At 71.7% G+C, this 19392-nt stretch carries 17 protein-coding genes and 2 tRNA genes; 12 read left to right on the plus strand and 7 right to left on the minus strand.

The annotated features are described in order from the left end of the window. Positions 1-35: 35 nt before the first annotated feature. Both ACZ59A_RS11465 and ACZ59A_RS11470 read right to left on the minus strand, forming a co-directional pair. Complete coding sequence (locus tag ACZ59A_RS11465) at positions 36-1481, minus strand: ABC1 kinase family protein (RefSeq protein ID WP_470956645.1); 1446 nt, start codon at positions 1479-1481, stop codon at positions 36-38. A 75-nt stretch (positions 1482-1556) separates the two neighbouring features. Next, on the minus strand, positions 1557-2699 hold the full coding sequence (locus tag ACZ59A_RS11470) for a ThiF family adenylyltransferase (protein WP_470956648.1): 1143 nt from the start codon (positions 2697-2699) through the stop codon (positions 1557-1559). A 261-nt stretch (positions 2700-2960) separates the two neighbouring features. Between ACZ59A_RS11470 and ACZ59A_RS11475 the strand changes: the two genes are divergently transcribed. From ACZ59A_RS11475 to ACZ59A_RS11490, 4 genes are all read left to right on the plus strand, one after another. Beyond that, the gene (locus ACZ59A_RS11475) at positions 2961-3572 is read left to right on the plus strand and encodes a M48 metallopeptidase family protein (protein WP_470956651.1); all 612 of its coding nucleotides are present in this window, start codon (positions 2961-2963) and stop codon (positions 3570-3572) included. Between the two features lie 102 nt (positions 3573-3674). After that, a complete protein-coding gene (locus ACZ59A_RS11480) occupies positions 3675-5426 on the plus strand; it encodes a TerD family protein (protein WP_470956654.1) in 1752 nt (583 codons plus the stop codon). Positions 5427-5437: 11 nt separating this feature from the next. Further along, positions 5438-6121: an AIM24 family protein gene (locus ACZ59A_RS11485; RefSeq protein ID WP_358626116.1), complete on the plus strand. Its 684-nt coding sequence runs from the start codon at positions 5438-5440 to the stop codon at positions 6119-6121. A 15-nt stretch (positions 6122-6136) separates the two neighbouring features. Further along, positions 6137-6895: an AIM24 family protein gene (locus ACZ59A_RS11490; RefSeq protein WP_468051611.1), complete on the plus strand. Its 759-nt coding sequence runs from the start codon at positions 6137-6139 to the stop codon at positions 6893-6895. A gap of 52 nt (positions 6896-6947) precedes the next feature. Here ACZ59A_RS11490 and ACZ59A_RS11495 read toward each other — a convergent pair whose 3' ends face one another. Both ACZ59A_RS11495 and ACZ59A_RS11500 read right to left on the minus strand, forming a co-directional pair. Beyond that, complete coding sequence (locus ACZ59A_RS11495; protein WP_468051613.1) at positions 6948-7475, minus strand: NUDIX hydrolase; 528 nt, start codon at positions 7473-7475, stop codon at positions 6948-6950. Positions 7476-7480: 5 nt separating this feature from the next. Then, complete coding sequence (locus ACZ59A_RS11500; RefSeq protein ID WP_468051615.1) at positions 7481-8938, minus strand: zinc-dependent metalloprotease; 1458 nt, start codon at positions 8936-8938, stop codon at positions 7481-7483. A gap of 191 nt (positions 8939-9129) precedes the next feature. Between ACZ59A_RS11500 and ACZ59A_RS11505 the strand changes: the two genes are divergently transcribed. The 4 genes from ACZ59A_RS11505 (at position 9130) to ACZ59A_RS11520 (ending at position 12269) form a co-directional block, all read left to right on the plus strand. Further along, positions 9130-10239: an SDR family oxidoreductase gene (locus ACZ59A_RS11505; protein ID WP_470956660.1), complete on the plus strand. Its 1110-nt coding sequence runs from the start codon at positions 9130-9132 to the stop codon at positions 10237-10239. Between the two features lie 50 nt (positions 10240-10289). Next, the gene (locus tag ACZ59A_RS11510; RefSeq protein WP_470957891.1) at positions 10290-10757 is read left to right on the plus strand and encodes a molybdenum cofactor biosynthesis protein MoaE; all 468 of its coding nucleotides are present in this window, start codon (positions 10290-10292) and stop codon (positions 10755-10757) included. Positions 10758-10953: 196 nt separating this feature from the next. Beyond that, positions 10954-11115 (plus strand): hypothetical protein, encoded by a 162-nt coding sequence (locus tag ACZ59A_RS11515; RefSeq protein ID WP_470956663.1) that lies wholly within the window; start codon positions 10954-10956, stop codon positions 11113-11115. A gap of 65 nt (positions 11116-11180) precedes the next feature. Continuing rightward, positions 11181-12269 (plus strand): YlbL family protein, encoded by a 1089-nt coding sequence (locus ACZ59A_RS11520; protein ID WP_470956665.1) that lies wholly within the window; start codon positions 11181-11183, stop codon positions 12267-12269. Positions 12270-12367: 98 nt separating this feature from the next. Here the strand turns inward: ACZ59A_RS11520 and ACZ59A_RS11525 are convergent, their stop codons facing one another. Continuing rightward, complete coding sequence (locus ACZ59A_RS11525) at positions 12368-12934, minus strand: PPA1309 family protein (RefSeq protein ID WP_470956668.1); 567 nt, start codon at positions 12932-12934, stop codon at positions 12368-12370. Between the two features lie 134 nt (positions 12935-13068). On the opposite strand from ACZ59A_RS11525, the gene ACZ59A_RS11530 reads away from it, so the two are divergent. The 4 genes from ACZ59A_RS11530 to ACZ59A_RS11545 all read left to right on the plus strand — a co-directional run bounded on the left by ACZ59A_RS11530 (position 13069) and on the right by ACZ59A_RS11545 (position 18307). Then, complete coding sequence (locus ACZ59A_RS11530) at positions 13069-16008, plus strand: UPF0182 family membrane protein (protein WP_470957895.1); 2940 nt, start codon at positions 13069-13071, stop codon at positions 16006-16008. Between the two features lie 68 nt (positions 16009-16076). Further along, positions 16077-16150 (plus strand) — tRNA-Met (locus ACZ59A_RS11535). Positions 16151-16320: 170 nt separating this feature from the next. Next, entirely contained in the window at positions 16321-18147 is a 1827-nt protein-coding gene (locus ACZ59A_RS11540) for a tetratricopeptide repeat protein (RefSeq protein WP_470956672.1), read from the plus strand. Between the two features lie 86 nt (positions 18148-18233). Further along, positions 18234-18307 (plus strand) — tRNA-Met (locus ACZ59A_RS11545). A gap of 100 nt (positions 18308-18407) precedes the next feature. Here the strand turns inward: ACZ59A_RS11545 and ACZ59A_RS11550 are convergent. Together ACZ59A_RS11550 and ACZ59A_RS11555 are read right to left on the minus strand one after the other, a co-directional pair. Further along, positions 18408-18821, minus strand: a complete 414-nt coding sequence (locus ACZ59A_RS11550; RefSeq protein ID WP_468054176.1) for a Fur family transcriptional regulator — start codon at positions 18819-18821, stop codon at positions 18408-18410. A gap of 174 nt (positions 18822-18995) precedes the next feature. Next, on the minus strand, positions 18996-19388 hold the full coding sequence (locus ACZ59A_RS11555) for a CBS domain-containing protein (RefSeq protein WP_470957897.1): 393 nt from the start codon (positions 19386-19388) through the stop codon (positions 18996-18998). Between the last annotated feature and the right edge of the window lie 4 nt (positions 19389-19392).

The following is a 19392-nucleotide window of genomic DNA, read 5'->3' on the forward strand; positions in this document are numbered from 1 at the left end:
TCCGATACGGACCGGCCCTCCGGCCGTTTCCGAAGTCAGGCCGAGGTCTCCGCGTCCTCGGCGGCCCGCTCCGCCGGGACCTCGTCGTCCCCGTCGGGCTCGGCTGCTTCCTCGGGCTCGTCCGCCTCGTCGGCTTCGTCCGCCTCGGCGGCGAAGCCCGCTACCCAGGACTCCAGTTCATCCCGCAGCCGCACGGTGGCGCCCAGCTGGCACAGCACCCCGATGGTGCTCAGGGTCACCCGGTGGATCAGCAGATAGGCGGGCGGCAGATTGAGCTGATTGCCCAGCTCGTGGACGGGCGAACCACGGTCGGCCATCCGCGCCGCCTGGCGGCGTATCCACTGCCGCTCGAAGTGGAACGCGTCGACCTGGGCCGGTTCGAGCATCGGCAGCAGGAACTCCAGCAGTGCCTCGGGATCCAGCTCGATCGTCGGCTTGACGAACCCCTCACCCCGCATCAGGTCGTAGACCCCCGCGGCGTCGCCCTCCAGCGCCATCCGCAGCGCGATGCCGATGGGTTCGGGAAGCCCTCCGGGGAGCCGGTCCACCGAACCGAAGTCCAGGACGCCCAGCTTCCACTGCTCCGGCGGCCCGTCCGGGGCGTCCCCGGTGAGCAGCCGGAAGTTGCCGGGGTGCGGATCGGCGTGCAGCAGGCCGGTGCGGGACGCCCCCGAGAACAGAAAGCGGGCCAGCAGCTGACCGGCCCGGTCACGCTCCTCGGGCCCGCCCTCGGCGATCACCTCGGAGAGCGGAATGCCCTCCAGCCATTCGGTGATCAGCACCTGATCGCCCTGGTGCACCACCTCGGGCACCACGATCTCGGTGTCCTCGGCGTACTCCTCCGCATGGGCGCGCTGGGACTCGGCCTCCAGCTCGTAGTCCAGCTCCTCGGCCACCCGGTTGCGCAACTCCGCGATCAGCGGCTTGATGTCCATGCCGGGCACCAGCGGCCCCAGCACCCGGGCGAACCGGCTCAGTTGGCCGAGGTCGGACAGCAGCGCCTCACCCGCTCCCGGGTACTGCACCTTGACCGCGACCTGGCGCCCGTCGTGCCAGACCGCCCGGTGCACCTGCCCGATCGAGGCGGCCGCCGCGGGCTTGTCCTCGAACTCCAGGAACAGCTCCTGCCACTCCGGGCCGAGCCGCTCCGCCAGCGCCGCGTGGACCGTGCCGGTGGGCATGGGCGGGGCGGCCTCCTGGAGCTTGGTGAGGGCCGCCCGGTAGGGCTTCGCGATCTCCTCGGGCAGCGCCGATTCGAAGACCGACATCGCCTGCCCGAGCTTCATCGCACCGCCCTTGAGCTCACCGAGGACCTTGAACATCTGCTCGGCGGTGCGCTGCTGCATCTCGCGGGCGACGATCTCCGCCGGTCGCCCTCCTATCCGCTTCCCCAGCCCCCACGTGGCGCGCCCCGCGAATCCCAAGGGCAGCGCCGCCAGCTTGGCGGTGCGGGTGATCGCCTTGCGCGGCAGATCGGACATGCGCCCTCCAACTACAGCTGTGCCATCCCGGGAGGCGGCCTCCCGGACCCCCGTCGCCCACTCCGCGGACGTCGGTCACCCGCACATTGTGGCGTGCGGTCTCTCCGCGGCCGAGGCGTACACCGCATCATCCCGCCCGGCCGCTCCGCACTCGCATCCGGGATGCGCCTCGGCGCGCTCGGCCTGCCAGGAGAGGGTGGGCAGCGCCAGCTCCCAGCGCGCCGCCGCGCCCCCGGACAGTCCTCCGTCGAGGAAGGCCAGCGCCCGGGAGGCGGCGAGCCCGGCCACCACCATGGCCAGCGCCGTGTCACAGGCGGCGGCCGCGCCGCGGCGGCCGGACCGCCATTGGGCCAGCATCCGCGGCCACACCGGCTCCCGCTCGGCCCGGGCTGCGGCGGCGCAGCCCGCGCAGGGGGTGACGCCCGGCAGGACCAGCGGCCCCACCACCCCGGTGCTCTCGATCACCCCCGCGTACAGATGGGGTGTGCCGGAAGCGAGCAGCGGCTCGGCCGCCAGCGGATCCGGTGCGTACGCCGCGAGGCCGTCGCGCGGGGCGATCACCACCAGGGCCAGCCCGGGCTCACCGCCGGGCGGGGGCTCCCCGGCCCGCGGGCGGGGCCGCGGGCCCGGCGCGGTCCGGCGCACCAGCCGACGCGCGGCCACCTCCCGCCGCTCTCCGATCTGCTCGGCCGACAGCCCGCCGGGCACCACGTCCCACGGCTCGACACACCCCCCGTCCACCACATCGACCTGCCCGACCCCCGAGGAGGACAGCACCGCGGCGACCGCCGCGCCGACCCGCCCCGCCCCGCGCACCTGCACCCGCGTCGCCCGCCGCGCGGCGAGCAGCCGCGCCGCCGCTCCCGGCTCCGGATGCAGCACCGACAGCGCCGCCGCGTCCGGCCGCAGCCGGTCGAGGGCCGCGGCGGGGCCGCTCGCCACGGTCGCGGGCGGGCCGCCGGGTCTCGTATCGTCCAGCAGCCCGGCCGCCGTCAGCCGGTCCAGCAGCTCATCGGCCCGGCCCTCCGGCAGCCCGAGGGCCTGGGCCTCCTGCCGCAGCAGCGGCAGCCCGCGGGTGCCGTCGAGCAGCTCCAGAAAGCTGCCCGTCGCCGTATCCAGCGGGCCCACCACCACCGCATGCGCCCGGGCCACCCCGAACTGCACCGTGTCCCGGCTCCGCCAGCCGCGCCGCAGCGCGGGCTTGAGCATGGGATGCATCGCCGTCCCCCTTCGTCGATGTGCCGCGTCGCCGAGATACCGCGTCGCTGGCGTGCCGCTTCGCCGAGATCCCGCATCGCCGATATGCCGCATCGCCTCGTCGAACGGTTCTCAGCATGCGCCCCGCCGCCCACCCGCCGCCGAAAGTTATCCACAGGCTGTGTTGATAGTCGTACAAGCTGTGCATGCCGAGGGGTGGTTCGCTCCGCAACCGCGTGCGAGGGCAGGACTTCCCCGGCTGCCAGCGGGTAACGTCGGGGCGTGCCCGCCGATCCTTCCCCGCGCACCGCCCCGAGTCCGTCCAGCCCGTCGAGCCCGCCAAGCCCGCAGAACCGTGGCTCGGGCACGAGCGCGGTCGAGGTCCGCCGGAGCTCGCGTCGGCGCAGGACCGTCTCCGCGTACCGCGAGGGCGACCGCACCATCGTCCTCATCCCCGCCCGGATGTCCGAGGCGGAGGAGCAGCGCTGGGTCGGGGTGATGCTGGACAAGCTCGCGGCGCAGGAGAGCAAGCGCATGCTGGGCGATACGGAGCTGGCGGCGCGCGCGGAGTGGCTGTCCGAGCAGTATCTCGGCGGCCGGGCCCAGCCGGCCTCGGTCCGCTGGGTCACCAACCAGAACACCCGCTGGGGGTCGTGCACCCCGGCCGAGGGCAGCATCCGGCTCTCGCACCGGCTCAAGGGCATGCCGGAGTATGTGGTGGACTACGTCCTCGTCCATGAGCTGGCCCACCTGCTGGTGCCCGGTCACGGCCGCCGCTTCTGGGAGCTCTTGGAGGCGTATCCGCGCACCGAGCGCGCCCGGGGCTATCTGGAGGGCGTGGTGGCCGCCGGGCGGCTGCCGCATCTGCCGGGCGCCGACCCGGAACCGGGCTGAGGAACCGCACCACCTTCCCCAGCGTCGTTCATAGTCGGCGGCAGCGGCTAGCCTGGCGCGCAATGCACTCACCGGTTTCGGGATGGGGGACGGTCGTTACGTATGGCCAGGGAATTCCAGCGCGGCCACAAGGCCAAGATCAGCGATCTGACCGCCGGGAGGGATCTGTACATCGGTGTGCAGATCGCCGGGCCGGGGCTCACCTTCGACATCAGCTGCTTCGGCCTCGACGCGGACGAACGGCTCTCGGACGACCGCTACTTCATCTTCTTCAATCAGCCCAAATCGCCTGAAGAAGCGATTCAGCAGCTCGGCGCGCAGGCCGGTGACACCGAGTCCTTCCGGGTCACCCTCGACAGCATTCCGCCGACCATCCAGAAGCTCTCCTTCACCGCGACCCTCGACGGCACCGGCCAGATGTCCCAGGTCGGCCCCGGCTACATCCGGATCGTCGCGGGTGGCGAGGAGGTGGCCCGGTACGCCTTCAACGGTTCGGAGTTCAGCACCGAGCGCGCGGTGATGCTGGGCGACTTCTACCTCAAGGACGTCTGGCGCTTCGCCGCCGTCGGCCAGGGCTTCGACGGCGGACTGGATGCGCTGCTCAGGAACTTCGGCGGCGAGGTCGCCGAGGAGGAGCCCGCGCCCGCACCGGCGCCCGCGCAGGGCGGTGCGCCCGGTTTCGCGCCGCCCGCCCAGGCGGCCCCCGCCCCCGGCTTCGGCGCCCCGGCGGCCCCCGCCCCCGGCTTCGGCGCCCCGGCGGCCCCCGCGCCGCAGCCGCAGCAGCCCGCCCCCGCCCCCAGCTTCGGCGCACCCCAAGGCACCCCGCCCCAAGGCACGCCGCCCCAGGGCACGCCGCCCCAGGGCACGCCGCCCCAGGGCACGCCGCCCCAGGGCACGCCGCCCCAGGGCACGCCGCACGGCACGCCTCAGCAGCCCCCGTCGGCACCGCAGGTACACGCCGCGCCCACGCTCGCCGCGCCGATCGTGCAGCCGGGGCAGGCGCCCCCCGGCCAGATGCCGCCGCCTCCCGGCCCGCCCGGCCAGCCGTACCCCGGCCAGCAGCCGCAGTTCGGCCAGACGCCGGGGCAGGCGCCGCCCGCGCCGTACGGCCAGCAGCCTCCCGGCCAGCCGTACCCCGGCCAGCCCGCCCCGCACGGCCAGCCCCAGGGCACGGCCGCGCCCCAGGGCGGAGCACCCGGCGTACAGGCCGCGCTCGCCCAGTACCGCGAGGCGGCCACCGGCCAGCGCTGGACGCCGCAGAACCCGCGGATGATGCGGGTCGACCTCGGCGTCGACGGTCAGCCGGTGCTCGCCCGTCAGGGCAGCATGGTGCTCTACCAGGGCAAGGTCGACTTCAGCTACAAGGGCGCGGGCGTCCGCGGCCGGATCGTCGGCAACGCGACCGGCCAGGAGATGCAGCTGATGCGCTGCAGTGGCCAGGGTCAGGTCTTCCTCGCGGAGAACGCCGCCGAGCTGCACCCGATCGAGCTGCAGGGCGACGCGATCTGCGTCTCCGCCGAGAACGTGCTCGCCTTCGACGAGTCGCTGCAGCACGAGGTGCGCCGGATCGAGGGTCACGGCATTCCCGGCGGCGCGCTGTTCACCATGCAGTTCCAGGGCAACGGCACCGTCATCGTGAAGACCCAGGGCACCCCGGTGGTGCTCCCCGTCACGCCGACGACCTTCGCCGACAGCAACGCCATCGTGGCCTGGTCCGCCGGTGCGCAGGTGATCATCTCCAGCCAGGTGCGGCTGCGCCGCAGCGCCTACCCCGGCCACAGCGGTGAGACCGTGAACCTCCAGTTCCGCGGCGCGCCCGGCAACTTCATCGTCGTCCAGCCCTACGAGGTCTGAAGGAGCCCGTCATGGACCAGCAAATGATCTCGGGCTTCGCAGCCACCCCGGTCGCGGCCCGCATGGAGAACCACGGCAGCAGCATGCTCAAGGTCGCCATGCAGAGCGGCCAGGACCTGTTCGCCCGCACCGGTTCGATGGTGGCGTACGAGGGCTTCGTGCAGTACGAGCCGAACCCGCCCGCGGTGCGCCAGATGGCCTCCCAGTGGCTGACGGGCGAGGGCGCGCCGCTCATGCGCTGCAGCGGCGACGGGCTGCTCTATCTCGCCGACTACGGGGCGAACGTCGTCTGCATCAATCTCAACGGCGACGCGCTCTCCGTCAACGGCACCAATCTGCTCGCCTTCGACGCCCACCTCCAGTGGGGCGTCGAACGGGTCAAGGGCATCGCCAAGTTCGCCGGGCAGGGTCTGTTCAACGTGGGCGTCTCCGGCACCGGATGGGTCGCGCTGACCTCCCGTGGCACCCCGATCGTCGTCGACTGCGGCCGCGGCGAGGACGAGACCTATGTGGACCCGGACGCGCTCGTCGCCTGGTCCAGCGGTCTCAAGGTGAAGGGCAAGCGCAGCTTCAAGGCGTCGTCCCTGATCGGCCGGGGCAGCGGCGAGGCGTACCAGCTCGGCTTCTCCGGGCAGGGCTTCGTCGTCGTACAGCCCAGCGAGGACAGCACCGACCGGCTCCGGGCCCGGGGCTGAGGGGGAGAAGGACACATGCAGAGCCCGCTTTTCGGCTACACCGAGGCCCAGACCGAGGAACGTTACGCGCTCCAGAACCGCAAGATGCTGCGGGTCGCGCTCACCGGTCATGAGGACGTGCTCGCCCGGAAGGGCAGCATGGTCGCCTATCAGGGGCTGATCGAGTTCGACGGCGAGTACCAGACCCCCGGTCAGCAGCGGGCCCGCGCCCGCACCGGCGAGGCCCTGGATCTGATGCGCTGCTCGGGGCAGGGCACGGTCTACCTCGCCAACCTCGCCCAGCACGTCCACGTGGTGGACGTGGACCACGACGGCCTCACGGTCGACAGCTCGTACGTGCTGGCGCTCGACTCCACGCTGCACTGGGAGTCGATCGCGGTGGACAGCCAGTTCGGCATCACCGGCTCCGGCAAGTACAACCTCAACATCTCCGGCCGGGGCAAGGTCGCGCTGATGACGTCGGGCAAGCCGCTGATGCTCCAGGTGACCCCGGACAAGTACGTCAACGCCGACGCGGACGCGATCGTCGCGTGGTCCAGCTCGCTGCGCGTCCAGATGCAGGCGCAGACGCACTCCTCGGGAGTGTGGCGGCGGCGCGGCAGCACCGGTGAGGGCTGGGAGCTGAGCTTCCTCGGCCAGGGTTACGCACTCGTCCAGCCCAGCGAGCTGCTGCCGCCGCAGAACGCGGTGATCGGCGGCGGCGCGGCCGCCCAGTTCGGCATGGGCGGGCAGGGCGCCCGCGGGCAGAACCAGGGCAACATCTTCAGCAACTGACACCCACCGGGCGGCTGTCGGCCACAGCCCCCGGTCCGTGCCCGCGCGCTCCTCAGACCAGCGCGCGGGTACGGGCCACCAGGTGGCGCACCGACGCGTCGGCCACGTCCGCCACCTCGTCGTAGCCGAACCAGCGAAGGTCCAGCGACTCGTCGCTGATCGCCGCCACCGCGTCCGGCGGGGCTACCGCCGCGTACTGCACGTCCAGATGCCAGGCGCACGGCGTGTGATGCCGGTCGAGCCGCACCGGCCCGCCCGGCAGCAGGGTCAGCCCCGCGATGCCCGACTCCTCGGTGGCCTCCCGCAGCGCCGCGTCCGCCAGCGTGGCGTCCCCGGGTTCGCAGTGGCCGCCCATCTGGAGCCACATCCGCAGCTTGCGGTGGAGCGTGAGCAGGACGCGCTCCCGCGGCGGGTCGACCACGAGCGCGCTCGCCGTGAGGTGCCCGTCGCCGCACGCCTTCCACATGCCGTCGGGATACGCGGCCAGATGGCCGCCGTACTCCTGCCGCAGCCGCTCCTGGTCGGCGTCGGGCGCGGGCCACTGGTCGAGGACCCGCGCCGCGTCCTTGTGAAGGCTCACCAGGCTCACTTCTCGCCGTCGCCCCGCTCGTCCTTGCCGTCGTCGGGGCCCTTCTTGCCGTCCTCGGAGCCCTTCGTACGGTCCTCGGCCGCGCCGTCCGCCGCCTCGCCGAGCATCTTGTCCAGCTCGGAGAAGTCCAGCTGCTCGCGGTGGACGAAGCCGTCCGGGTCGTCGAGGTCCTCGGCCGTCGGCAGCATGTCCGGGTGCTCCCACAGACCGTCGCGGCCGTCGACGCCGCGCGCGTCGGTGAGCGACGCCCACAGCCGTGAGGCGTCCCGCAGCCGACGCGGCCGCAGCTCCAGGCCGATCAGCGTGGCGAAGGTCTGCTCGGCGGGCCCGCCGCTCGCCCGGCGGCGCCGCAGCGTCTCGCGCAGGGCGTCCGCGGACGGCAGATGGGGCTTGGCCGCGGCGTGCACCACCGCGTCCACCCAGCCCTCGACCAGCGCGAGGGCCGTCTCCAGCCGGGCCAGCGCGGCCTTCTGCTCCGGGGTGTCCTCCGGCTGGAACATGCCCTGCTGGAGCGCTTCCTGCAGCTGCTCGGGGTGGGTCGGGTCGAGCTGGCCGACCGCGTCCTCCAGCTTCGCCGTGTCCACCTTGATGCCCCGGGCGTATCCCTCGACGGCACCGAACAGATGCGAGCGCAGCCACGGCACATGCGAGAACAGCCGCTGGTGGGCCGCCTCGCGCAGCGCCAGATACAGCCGCACCTCGTCTTTGGGGACGCCGAGGCCGGAGCCGAGCGCCGCGATGTTGACCGGAAGCAGCGCCGCCTTGCCCGCCGGGCCCAGCGGAAGCCCGATGTCGGTCGAACCGACGACCTCACCGGCCAGCACGCCCAGCGCCTGCCCGATCTGGGTGCCGAACATCGCGCCACCCATCGAACGCATCATCCCGAGCAGCGGGCCCGCCATGGCCTGCATCTCCTCGGGAAGCACGTCGCCCATGGCGGAGCCGACGCGCTCGGCGACCGGGTCGACCAGGTCCTTCCACACCGGCAGCGTCGCCTCGACCCACTCGGCGCGGCTCCACGCGACGGCGGTCCCGGAGCCCGAGGGCAGGGACGTGACCCCGTCCAGCCACAGGTCCGCCAGCCGCACGGCCTCCTGGACCGCGGCGCGGTCGGCGGGGCCGACGCTCTCGTCCTTGGTGCCGTCGGCGGTGCCCCGCGCGACGGTCTGCCGCGCGATGTCCTTGGCCATCTCCCAGTTCACCGGGCCGCCCTCGTACGAGAGCATCTGCCCGAGCTGCTGGAAGGCGGCGCCCAGGTCGTTCGGGTTGAGCGAGCCGAACATCGCGGCGAACGGATTCTCCGCGCCGCCTGCTCCGGCCGGGCCGCCCGCCCCGCCGAACCCGAAGGGATTCGCGGGGCCCTGCTCGCCGCCCTGGCCGCCCTTCTTCTTGCCGTCGTCGCCGTCCTCCGGCTCCTCCGGCGGAAGGCCGAATCCGAATGGGGTGTCACTCACGGGGTTCCTCGGCTCGTTGGGCCACCGGCCACTAACCGGCGGCGGATGCCCGACATCACCACCCAGCCTAGACACCTCGCCGGTTTACGGGCTCAGTGCTTCGCTGATCGCCGCGCTGCGGCAGGATGGGCGTTACCTGGTACGTACGTGTGCACGCGCTGCGTACTGAAGACAACCGCTGGAGACGCCCGGTGAGTTCCCCAGACCGAGAAGTTCGCGCTGCGCGAAACGATACGGCCCGTACCGCACGACGACCCGTCGTGGCGGTCACCGGTGCCGCCTCGGGCCCCGGCGCCCTGCTCACGCAGCGGCTCGCGGAGTCCGAAGAGATCAAACAGGTGCTGGCCCTCGACGAGCGGCGCGGCGAGGTGACCGAGGCGCAGTGGCATGTGCTGGACGTGCGCGATCCGGCCATCGCCGAGAAGCTGCGCGGCGCCGACGTCGTCGTCCATCTCGCCGTCGACCTGGACTTGGGTACCGACCCCGCCGCCCGCACCGCCTACAACGTGCGCGGCACCCAGACCGTGCTGACCGCGGCCGCGGCCGCCGGAGTGCACCGGGTGGTGCTGTGCACCTCCGCGATGGTCTACGGCGCGCTCCCCGAGAACGACGTGCCGCTCGCCGAGGACGCGGAGCTGCGGGCCACCGCCGAGGCCACCGGCGTCGGCGACCTGCTGGAGATCGAGCGGCTGGGGGAGCGCGCGCCCCGGGCGCACCCGGGGCTGAACGTGACCGTCGTACGCCCCGCCATCCTGGTCGGCGGCACGGACACCGCGCTCACCCGATACTTCGAGTCGCCCCGGCTGCTGGTGGTCGCCGGATCCCGTCCCACCTGGCAGTTCTGCCATATGGACGACCTGGTCAGCGCGCTGGAGTACGCCGCGCTGGAGAAGGTCGAGGGGGAGCTGGCGGTCGGCTGCGACGGCTGGCTGGAGCAGGAGGAGGTCGAGGAGCTGACCGGAATCCGGCGCATGGAGCTGCCGTCGGCGGTCGCCCTCGGCGCCGCCTCCCGGCTGCACCGGCTCGGCCTGACCCCCTCCCCGGCCGGGGACCTCGCGTACACGATGCACCCCTGGGCGGTCAGCGGCAGCCGGCTGCACGCGGCGGGCTGGCGGCCCCGGTGGACCAACGAAGAGGTGCTGGCCGAGCTGCTGGACGAGGTCTCCGGGCGGCATACGGTCGCCGGGCGGCGGCTGGGCCGCAAGGACGCCACCACGCTGGGCGCCGCCGGTGCGACCGTCGCCCTGGTGGGCACCGCCGCGATCGTGCGCCGTGCCCGCAAGGCGCGCCGCCGGGCGTGAGGCCGCCTCGCGATCCGGCGGTGCGCCACGACGGGACGGCATACGGCACGATGGACGACATGGCACACGCGTACGAGCATCCCGGCGAGGGCCCGGCAGTCGACCCCATCCGCCTGCTGGCGGTCCGCGAGACCCCGCTGTCGGTGGACGAGGTGTTCGGGGCGGTCGGGGACGCCGCGGCGGGCGGTACGGCGCTCTTCGTGGGCACCGTGCGCAACCATGACGGGGGCGCGGACGTGGGCGCCCTCGGCTACTCCGCGCACCCGAGCGCCGAGGCCGAGCTGCGGCGGGTGGCCGAGAAGGTCGCGGCCGACTTCCCGGTGCGGGCGCTGGCCGCCGTCCACCGGGTCGGCGATCTGGCGGTAGGCGATCTGGCCGTTGTCGTGGCGGTTTCGTGCCCGCACCGCGCGGAGGCGTTCGCCGCCTGCCGTCGGCTGATCGACGACCTCAAGAGCGAGGTCCCGATCTGGAAGCACCAGACGTTCGCCGACGGCACCGAGGAATGGGTGGGGATCTGACGGGCACGCGAAACAGTCAGCGCTCGGTGGGGCGGGATAACAGTTACGTTGTGGAGTCCACTCGGAATGGTGTACTCCACTTGCGTAACCGGCACCCTGCCGTGAGCGTTGACCTCGCAGAGGATTAATCTGCTCATCTGTCAGTCGCGGTGCTAAAAAAAGGGGTCGGGAGGCCGCTATGGGAGCGCTTCTCTGGTTGCTCATTCCCGTTCTCGCGGCGATAGCCGCCACGCTCTATGCCGGTTGGACCGCGCGCAACAACCGCAAGAGCGTGGGGGACGTCGAGGAACTGGCCGGATATACGCGGTTCCGAGAGGCAATGGAACGCGCGCGCACGGACACGGACGCGGCCGCCTGAACCCCGGCCCCTCGTACGGACGGCCCCGGGAGTGGACTGACGGACGCGTCCCGTACTGTCGTTCCATGCCACGCCGCACCGCGACGATGCTCGCCTCCCTGCTGATGCTGATCGCGCTGTTGTGCGCCGGTGTGCTGATCCCGGTGCCGTACGCGGAGATGTCACCGGGGCCGACCTACAACACGCTGGGCGAACACAACGGCGAGTGCGTGCTGCAGATCTCCGGCCACAAGGGCTGTGAGACCAGCGGTGGCCATCTCAACATGACGACGGTCCGGGTCACCGGCTCCGAGTACCGGATGAATCTCGTGGAGGCCGTTTACGGCTGGATGTCCCACGACAATGTGGTGGTGCCGCACGACACCCTCTATCCGGACGACAAAACCCCGGACGAGGTGAACCAGCAGAACGCGGAGGAATTCAGCCAGTCCCAGGAGAGCGCGAAGGTAGCGGCGCTCAGGGCGCTGCACCGGAAGGTCACCTCCCAGGTGATCGTGGGCGCCGTCGTCAAGGGCAGCCCGTCCGAGGGCAAGCTGCACGCGGGCGACGTGATCAAGTCGGTGGACGGCACCGCGGTGCGCGAGCCCGACGACGTCGCCAAGCTGGTCACCAAGCACAAGCCCGGCGAGAAGGTGACGTTCCGAATCGTCCCGGCCAAGGTGGCCGCGGCGGCCGAGAAGAGCGGCAAGCGGCCGACCGGCCAGAAGCAGATCGCGATCACCACCAAGAAGGCCGGTGACCGGGCCATCGTCGGCATCCAGGCCGGGATCGACTACGCCTTCCCGTTCAAGATCGACATCAAGCTGGCCGACGTGGGCGGGCCGAGCGCGGGGCTGATGTTCGCCCTCGGCATCGTGGACCGGGTGTCGAAGCAGGGCGACCTGACCGGCGGGAAGTTCATCGCGGGCACCGGCACCATCGACGACAAGGGCGTCGTGGGCCCGATCGGCGGGATCGAGATGAAGACGATCGGCGCCCGCGAGGCCGGGGCCCGCTTCTTCCTCACCCCCAAGGAGAACTGCGCGGCGGCCGCCAAGGACGTGCCGGACGGCCTGCGGCTGGTGAAGGTGCACACCATCGACGACGCGCTGAAGGCCCTCAAGGAGATCCGCTCGGGGGACACCGCCGGTCTGCCCCGGTGCGCCGCGGGCTGAGCCACCGGCAACACGTACATATCGCGAGGCGGCCGCCGGATCAGAGGATCCGGCGGCCGCCTCGTGTCGTACTGCCTCGCGTCCTGGGCGCCCCGGCGTCAGTCGGTGGCGAAGGTGGCGGCCAGCGCCTCGGCGAGCCCCGGCACCAGGCCGGAGCCGGTCAGCACCTCGGTCGCGGCGTCCTTCTCGCGCAGCCGCAGCGCCGACTCGCGCTCCCCGTCCCGCAGCACGGCGACCGTCATCCGGACCTCCTGGCGCTCGGGGTGCTCCGCGACCCAGGACGCCAGCTGGGCCTGGTCCAGGTCCTTCGGGACGGAGGACTCGGCGGACGGCGGCAGCATCAGCCGCTCCACGGTCATGGCGCAGCCGATCACGGCGTCGGGCCAGGCGATGGTGGCGAGGAATTCGTCAAGCGGGGCCTGCGCGGGCAGCTCGTCCTGTTCGATGGGGGTGAGGGACGCCGCGGGCTCGTCACCGTCCTCGTCGAGCCCGAGCTGACCGGCCAGCTCGGGCTCCTGGGTGCGCAGCTGGGCGGTGTCGACGAGGGCGAAGAGCCGGGCGGGCTGATCCCAGCCGAGCCCGGAGGCATACTCGTCGATTTCGAGGACGGCGCGGGTGAGCGGATTCGCGGCAAGAGGGCCGGTACCGGGGGTTGCGTTGGACATGGTTCATATCGTGCCCTGATCGGACCCGGAATCGGGAACTGAGTAAAGCCTGAGTAAGTTGCATCAGGTGGGCCCATCTGTCCGGGCCCGTATCGACAACAGCGAACTTCGAGGTGCGCACCTTGGCTTTCCAGATGCCGGACCGCGGCGGAGGCCCGACGGGACCGCGGATCAGAGTGGGCCGACCGTCCCGGCGAGTCCGGACCCTGTTCATGACCCTGGGTGTGCTGGCCGTGCTGGCCATGCTCTTCGTCATGTTTGCGGGGTTTTGGACGGATTGGCTCTGGTATCGCTCGCTTCATTACTCGTCGGTCTTCAGCACCACCCTGCGGACGAAGATCGGCCTGTTCTTCGTCTTCGGCCTGCTGATGTCCACGGCCGTCGGGGTCAACATCTGGCTGGCGCACCGGCTGCGGCCGCCGCTGAGCGCGATGTCGATGGAGCAGCAGAGCCTCGACCGGTACCGGATGGGCATCGCCCCGTTCAAGAAGTGGGTGCTGCTCGCGGTCACCGCCCTGGTCGGGCTGATCGCCGGGGCCTCCGCGGCCGGCCAGTGGCGGCTGTGGCTGCTGTGGGTCAACAGCGTGCCCTTCGGCCAGAAGGACGCCGAGTTCCACAAGGACGTGGCCTTCTTCGCCTTCGACCTGCCCTGGTACCGCTTCCTGCTGAGCTTCGGCTTCGCGGCCACGGTGCTCTCCCTGATCGCCGCGGCCCTGGTGCACTACCTCTACGGGGGCCTGCGCGTCACCAGCCCGGGCGCCCGGGCGACCGGCGCGGCTACCGGCCATCTGTCGGTGCTGGTGGGCGTCTTCGTGGCCCTCAAGGCGGTGGCGTACTGGCTCGACCGGTACGGCCTGGCGGTGAAGTCCAGCGACTTCAAGGCCACGGACAACTGGACCGGTCTGCGCTATGTGGACGCCAACGCCTATCTGCCCGCGAAGACGATCCTCTTCTGCATCGCGGTCATCTGCGCGCTGCTGTTCTTCGCGACGCTGTGGCGGCGCACCTGGCAGCTTCCGGTGATCGGCTTCGGGCTGATGGTGCTGTCGGCGATCCTGATCGGCGGGCTCTACCCGGCGATCGTGCAGAAGTTCCAGGTCCAGCCGAACGAGCAGGCCAAGGAGTCGCCGTACATCAAGAAGAACATCGAGGCCACGCGCAACGCGTACGGCATCGATGACTCCAAGGTGGCGGACTACAGCGGCAAGACCGATGACAAGGGCAGCAGCGCCCAGCTGCGCCAGACCGCCGACTCGACGGCCAGCTACCGGCTGATCGACCCGAGCGTCGTCTCGCCGACCTTCCAGCAGCTCCAGCAGAAGCGGAAGTACTACCAGTTCCCATCCACCCTGGACGTCGACCGCTACAAGGACGCCAGCGGCAAGGATCAGGACACCGTCGTCGGTGTCCGTGAGCTGAACCTCGCCGGTGTGCCCAAGCGGAACTGGATCAACGACCACTTCACCTACACCCATGGCTACGGCATGATCGCGGCCAAGGGCACCAGCCCGGACCCCGAGGCGGATCAGCAGGGGGCCCCGGACTTCACCGAGGCCGGGCTGCCGACCACCGGGAATCCGTCCGGCGGCGGGCTGCGCACCTATCGCCAGCAGGTCTACTACGGCGAGAAGACCCAGCAGTACTCGATAGTGGGCGGCCCGCAGAAGGAGCTGGACTACGAGGACAACGGGGAGAAGACCACCAGCTACAAGGGCAACAGCGGGGTCAGCCTCTCCAACCCGGTCAACCGCGCCGCCTACGCGGTGGCGTTCGGCGAGCCGCAGATGCTCTACTCCGGCGCCATCGGCGAGGGTTCGCGGATCCTGTACAACCGCACGCCCAAGGAGCGCGTCGAGAAGGTCGCCCCATGGCTGACCATCGACGGGGACGCCTACCCGGCGGTGGTCGACGGCCGCATCAAGTGGGTCGTGGACGCGTACACCACCACCAACGGCTATCCGTACGCCTCGCGGACCACCCTGGGCGACAGCACGGCCGACTCGCTGAGCGGCCAGGACCGCTCGGTGGTCGCCCAGCAGAACAAGGTCAACTACATCCGGAACTCGGTGAAGGCGACCGTCGACGCGTACGACGGCTCCGTCAACCTCTACGAGTGGGACACCAAGGACCCGGTGCTCAAGACCTGGAAGAAGGCGTTCCCGGGCACGGTCAAGCCGAAGAGCGCGATCAGCGACCAGCTGAAGGAGCATCTGCGGTATCCGCAGGACCTGTTCAAGGTCCAGCGCGAGCTGCTGACCCGCTACCACGTGACCGACCCGCAGCAGTTCTACAGCGGCAGTGACGCCTGGCAGGTGCCGGACGACCCGACCCGCAAGGACGGCAGCGCGGTTCCGCCGTACTACCTGAGTATGAAGATGCCCGACCAGCAGAACCGGGCCTTCTCGCTCACGACGACCTTCACCCCCAACGGGCGGCCCACGCTCGGGGCGTTCATGTCCGTCGATGCCGATGCCAACAGCAAGGACTACGGCACGATAAGAATGCTGAAGGTCACCAATGACGTGCCCGGTCCACAGCAGGTGCAGAGCAAGCTGAACGGCACCCCCGAAGTGGCCGAGTTCGTGCGGAACCTCCGGGGCACCGACTCGGACATCGAGTACGGCAACCTGCTGACGGTGCCGTTCAACGGAGGCTTCCTCTATATCGAGCCGGTGTACGCCCGGGGTGGCAACTCCAACTACCCGCTGCTGAAGAAGGTGGGCGTCTCCTACAACGGCAACGAACCCGCCTTCAAGAACAGCCTGCCCGAGGCGCTGGACGCGGTCTTCGGCGAGGAGCCGTCCGACGGGCAGCAGCCGCCGGACGACAGCACCGGGAAGCCGAGCGCCGACCCGACGGTGCAGGAGGCGCTGAAGGACGCCCAGACGGCCTGGGAGGACAGCCAGAAGGCGCTCCAGGAGAAGCCGCAGGACTGGGACGCGTACGGCAGGGCCCAGGAGGACCTGAAGGACGCGTTGGACAAGGCGGCCAAGGCGGAGCAGAAGGCCGCCGACAAGCAGGGGAAGCAGCAGAACCAGCCGCAGAGCCAGAGCGGCGGCAACAAGGGCGGTTGACGCCCCCGACCAGGGGAAACGACCGTGAAAGAGGTGCCCCGCGCCGTGGTACGGTAGTAACACGACGGCGCGGGGTGGAGCAGCTCGGTAGCTCGCTGGGCTCATAACCCAGAGGTCGCAGGTTCAAATCCTGTCCCCGCTACTGACACACGAGGCCCGGATCCGCAAGGATCCGGGCCTCGTTGTGTGTCTACTCAACGATTCGAGATACAAGCGTTTGGGTTGTCTCTCTGTGGGCAAGTCGACAAAACGCTGAAGTGACCTCGCTGGCTGCGGTATACCAGGTGTACGCCGGATGCGGGTGATGTCACGATGGAATTTATGGGGGACAGGGTCAGTCTGTTGGAGACAGGGCGTTTTGCGCACACGCATGACGATGCCGAGGAAGAGACACGGCATCGCCGTGCGGCCGAGTCCGGCGATACGGCGTCCATGAGCGCGCTCGGCGCGCTGCTGCTGCGCCGCGGCGACCTCGATGGCGCCGAGCCGTATCTGCGTGGCGCCACGGCCGCGGGTGACCGCGCCGCCGCCAACAACCTGGGCGTCCTTCTCCATCAGCGCGGGTACGCCGACGAGGCGGCCGGGTGGTGGCGCATCGCCGCCGTCGCCGGATCCGCCGCGGCCGCGCACGCCCTCGGCCGCCATCACCGTGAGCGCGGCGATGAACCCGCCGCCGAGTACTGGCTGCGCCAGTCCGCCGAGTCCGGCCACACCCTGGGCGCGTACGCCCTCGCCGATCTGCTCGAACACCGCAGCGACATCGGCGCCGAGCGGTGGTTCCGCACGGCCGCCGAGCGCGGCCACCGCGAGGCCGCGTACCGCCTCGCCCGGCTCCTGGACCACACCGACGACAACGAGACCGGCGAGGAGCGCGGCCGGGCGGCCGTCGACGCGGAGCCCGAGGAGGCCGAGCAGTGGTACCGGCAGGCCGCCGCGCGCGGCCACCGGCGCGCCGCGCTCTGCCTCGGCACGCTGCTGGAGAAGCGCGGCGAGACCCAGGAGGCGGGCCGCTGGTACCTGACGTCCGCCAAGGACGGCGAGGCGCGCGCCGCCTGCGCGCTCGGCTTCCTGCTGCGCGACGCGGGCGACACCGACAGCGCCGCCGTCTGGTGGCACCGCGCCGCCCAGGACGGCGACGGCAACGCGGCCAACGCCCTGGGTGCGCTGCACGCCGACCGCGGCGAGACCCAGACCGCCGAGCGCTGGTACCGGGCCGCGCTGGACGCCGGGGACATCAACGGCGCGTACAACCTCGGTCTGCTCTGCGCCGAGCAGGGCCGTACCGCCCAGGCCGAGCAGTGGTACCGCCGCGCCGCCTACGCCGGGCACCGCGAGGCCGCCAACGCGGTCGCCGTCCTGCTGCTCCAGCGCGGCGACGCGGCGGGCGCCGAGCCGTGGTTCTCCAAGGCCGCCGAGGCGGGCAGCGTGGACGCGGCGTTCAACCTCGGCATCCTGTACGCGGGCCGGGACGAGGAGCGGGCCGCCCGGCAGTGGTACGAGCGGGCCGCCGCCGCCGGGCACACCGAGGCCGCCCTCCAGGTCGGCATCGCCCTGCTGCGGGAGGGCGACCACCAGGCGGCCGAGCGCCATCTGCGCTGCGCCGCGGGCGGCGGCAGCGCCGAGGCCGCCTTCCGGCTGGCGGCGCTGCTGGACCGCTCGGCGGTCGGCGGCGACCCCGCGGCGACCGGCACCGGCTTCAGCTCGGGGACGCGGTTCCCGGTCGCGCCGGACGACGGCTCCGTGCCCGAGTACGAGGAGTGGTACGAGCGGGCCGCCCGCCAGGGCCACCGGCGCGCCCAGGTGCGCGTCGGCATGCTCGCGGCGTCCCGGGGCGAGGTGGTCGAGGCCGCCCGCTGGTACCGGATGGCCGCCGAGGCGGGCAGCAGCAACGGCGCGTTCAACCTGGGGCTGCTGCTGGCCCGCGAGGGCAGCGAGCCGGAGGCCGCCCTGTGGTGGACGCGCGCAGCCGGGGCCGGGCACGGCCGCGCCGCGCTGCGCCTGGCGCTGCTGGCGGCCCGCCGCGGCGCGCTGACCGAGGGGCAGCGGTGGTGCGCCCGGGCGGTCGAGCTGGGCCCGGCGGAGGTCACCGAGCGGGCGGCCCGGCTGCGGGACGCGCTGCAGCAGGAGCTGACCGCGTAGAGCCCCCGGCGGAGCCCTCGCGGGTGACGTCCGGGTAACCGGTTTGCTCCTGGCGTTGGCCTCGGGTTAAAGTTGCTACACACCGACGCGGGGTGGAGCAGCTCGGTAGCTCGCTGGGCTCATAACCCAGAGGTCGCAGGTTCAAATCCTGTCCCCGCTACGAGAGCGAAGGGCCCGGATCCTCAAGGATCCGGGCCCTTCGCCATGTGTGGTGCCCCTTTGGCGGTCCGGCCGGTGGGCGGCCGGACCGCGGGGTGCGGTCAGGCCGCGCAGTCGGGGCAGATTCCGCGGTAGGTCACCTCGGCCGCGGAGACCGCGAAGCCGAAGCGTTCCTGCGCAGGCAGGTCGGACAGCGGGTCGCCGACGGGGTGGACGTCGCGGATCGTGCCGCAGCGGGCGCACACCAGGTGCTGGTGCGCGTGGTGCGCGTTCGGGTCGTAGCGCTTCGCCCGCCCGTCCGTGCTGACCTCGATCACCTCGCCGAGCGAGACCAGCTCGCCCAGGGTGTTGTACACCGTCGCCCGGGAGATCTCGGGCAGACGGCCGGCCGCCAGCGCGTGTACCTCGTCGGCGGTGTAGTGCACGTGGTCCCCGTCGAGGACCTCGGCGACGACACGCCGCTGCGCGGTCAGCCGCCAGCCACGTCCCCGGAGTCGTTTCAGCAGGTCACTCATGCCATTCACCTATCAGTCAGATAGGACAAGCGTAGCAGTGGCCGCATCCATGACCGGATCGGGTATCAGTCTCCAGCCCCTCTTGAATTGGATTAAATCCAATGTGGGATCTAATCGAGGGATGGCTTGATCGAGAACTTCCGCGAGGCGGACGCGCCCCGGAGGGCGGGCCGGTCAGGCCAGCGCGGGCTGCTCGGCCGGGGCCCAGCAGCGGATGATGTCGCGCACCGACACCACTCCGACCGGGTCGCCCGCCTCCAGCACGATGAGGTGGCGGAAGCCACCCTGGCTCATCGTGCGGGCCGCCTCCTCCAGGGTCCACCCGGGGGTGGCGAAGACGGCGTCGGCGGTGGTGTGGGCGTGTGCGGTCTCGTGGTCCGGGTCCTGGTCCGCGCCCAGGGAGTTGAGGATGTCCCGCTCGGTGAGGATGCCGAGGCCGCTGGTGTCGGGGTCGAGCACGATGGCCGACCCGACCCGGCGGGCGGACATCAGCCGGGCGGCCTGGCGGAGCGTATGGGCGGGGCCGATGGTGAGGACCACCGAGCTCATGGCGTCACGGACGTACACGGGC

The sequence above is a fragment of the Streptomyces sp. NPDC040405 genome, from assembly GCF_055595765.1.

Bases quoted from the DNA above. Each gene is read 5' to 3' on its own strand.
- ACZ59A_RS11465 (WP_470956645.1), bottom strand. From the start codon at position 1,481: ATGTCCGATCTGCCGCGCAAGGCGATCACCCGCACCGCCAAGCTGGCG.
- ACZ59A_RS11470 (WP_470956648.1), bottom strand. From the start codon at position 2,699: ATGCATCCCATGCTCAAGCCCGCGCTGCGGCGCGGCTGGCGGAGCCGG.
- ACZ59A_RS11480 (WP_470956654.1), top strand. From the start codon at position 3,675: ATGGCCAGGGAATTCCAGCGCGGCCACAAGGCCAAGATCAGCGATCTG.
- ACZ59A_RS11485 (WP_358626116.1), top strand. From the start codon at position 5,438: ATGGACCAGCAAATGATCTCGGGCTTCGCAGCCACCCCGGTCGCGGCC.
- ACZ59A_RS11490 (WP_468051611.1), top strand. From the start codon at position 6,137: ATGCAGAGCCCGCTTTTCGGCTACACCGAGGCCCAGACCGAGGAACGT.
- ACZ59A_RS11510 (WP_470957891.1), top strand. From the start codon at position 10,290: ATGGACGACATGGCACACGCGTACGAGCATCCCGGCGAGGGCCCGGCA.
- ACZ59A_RS11520 (WP_470956665.1), top strand. From the start codon at position 11,181: ATGCCACGCCGCACCGCGACGATGCTCGCCTCCCTGCTGATGCTGATC.
- ACZ59A_RS11525 (WP_470956668.1), bottom strand. From the start codon at position 12,934: ATGTCCAACGCAACCCCCGGTACCGGCCCTCTTGCCGCGAATCCGCTC.
- ACZ59A_RS11530 (WP_470957895.1), top strand. From the start codon at position 13,069: ATGCCGGACCGCGGCGGAGGCCCGACGGGACCGCGGATCAGAGTGGGC.
- ACZ59A_RS11540 (WP_470956672.1), top strand. From the start codon at position 16,321: ATGGAATTTATGGGGGACAGGGTCAGTCTGTTGGAGACAGGGCGTTTT.
- ACZ59A_RS11550 (WP_468054176.1), bottom strand. From the start codon at position 18,821: ATGAGTGACCTGCTGAAACGACTCCGGGGACGTGGCTGGCGGCTGACC.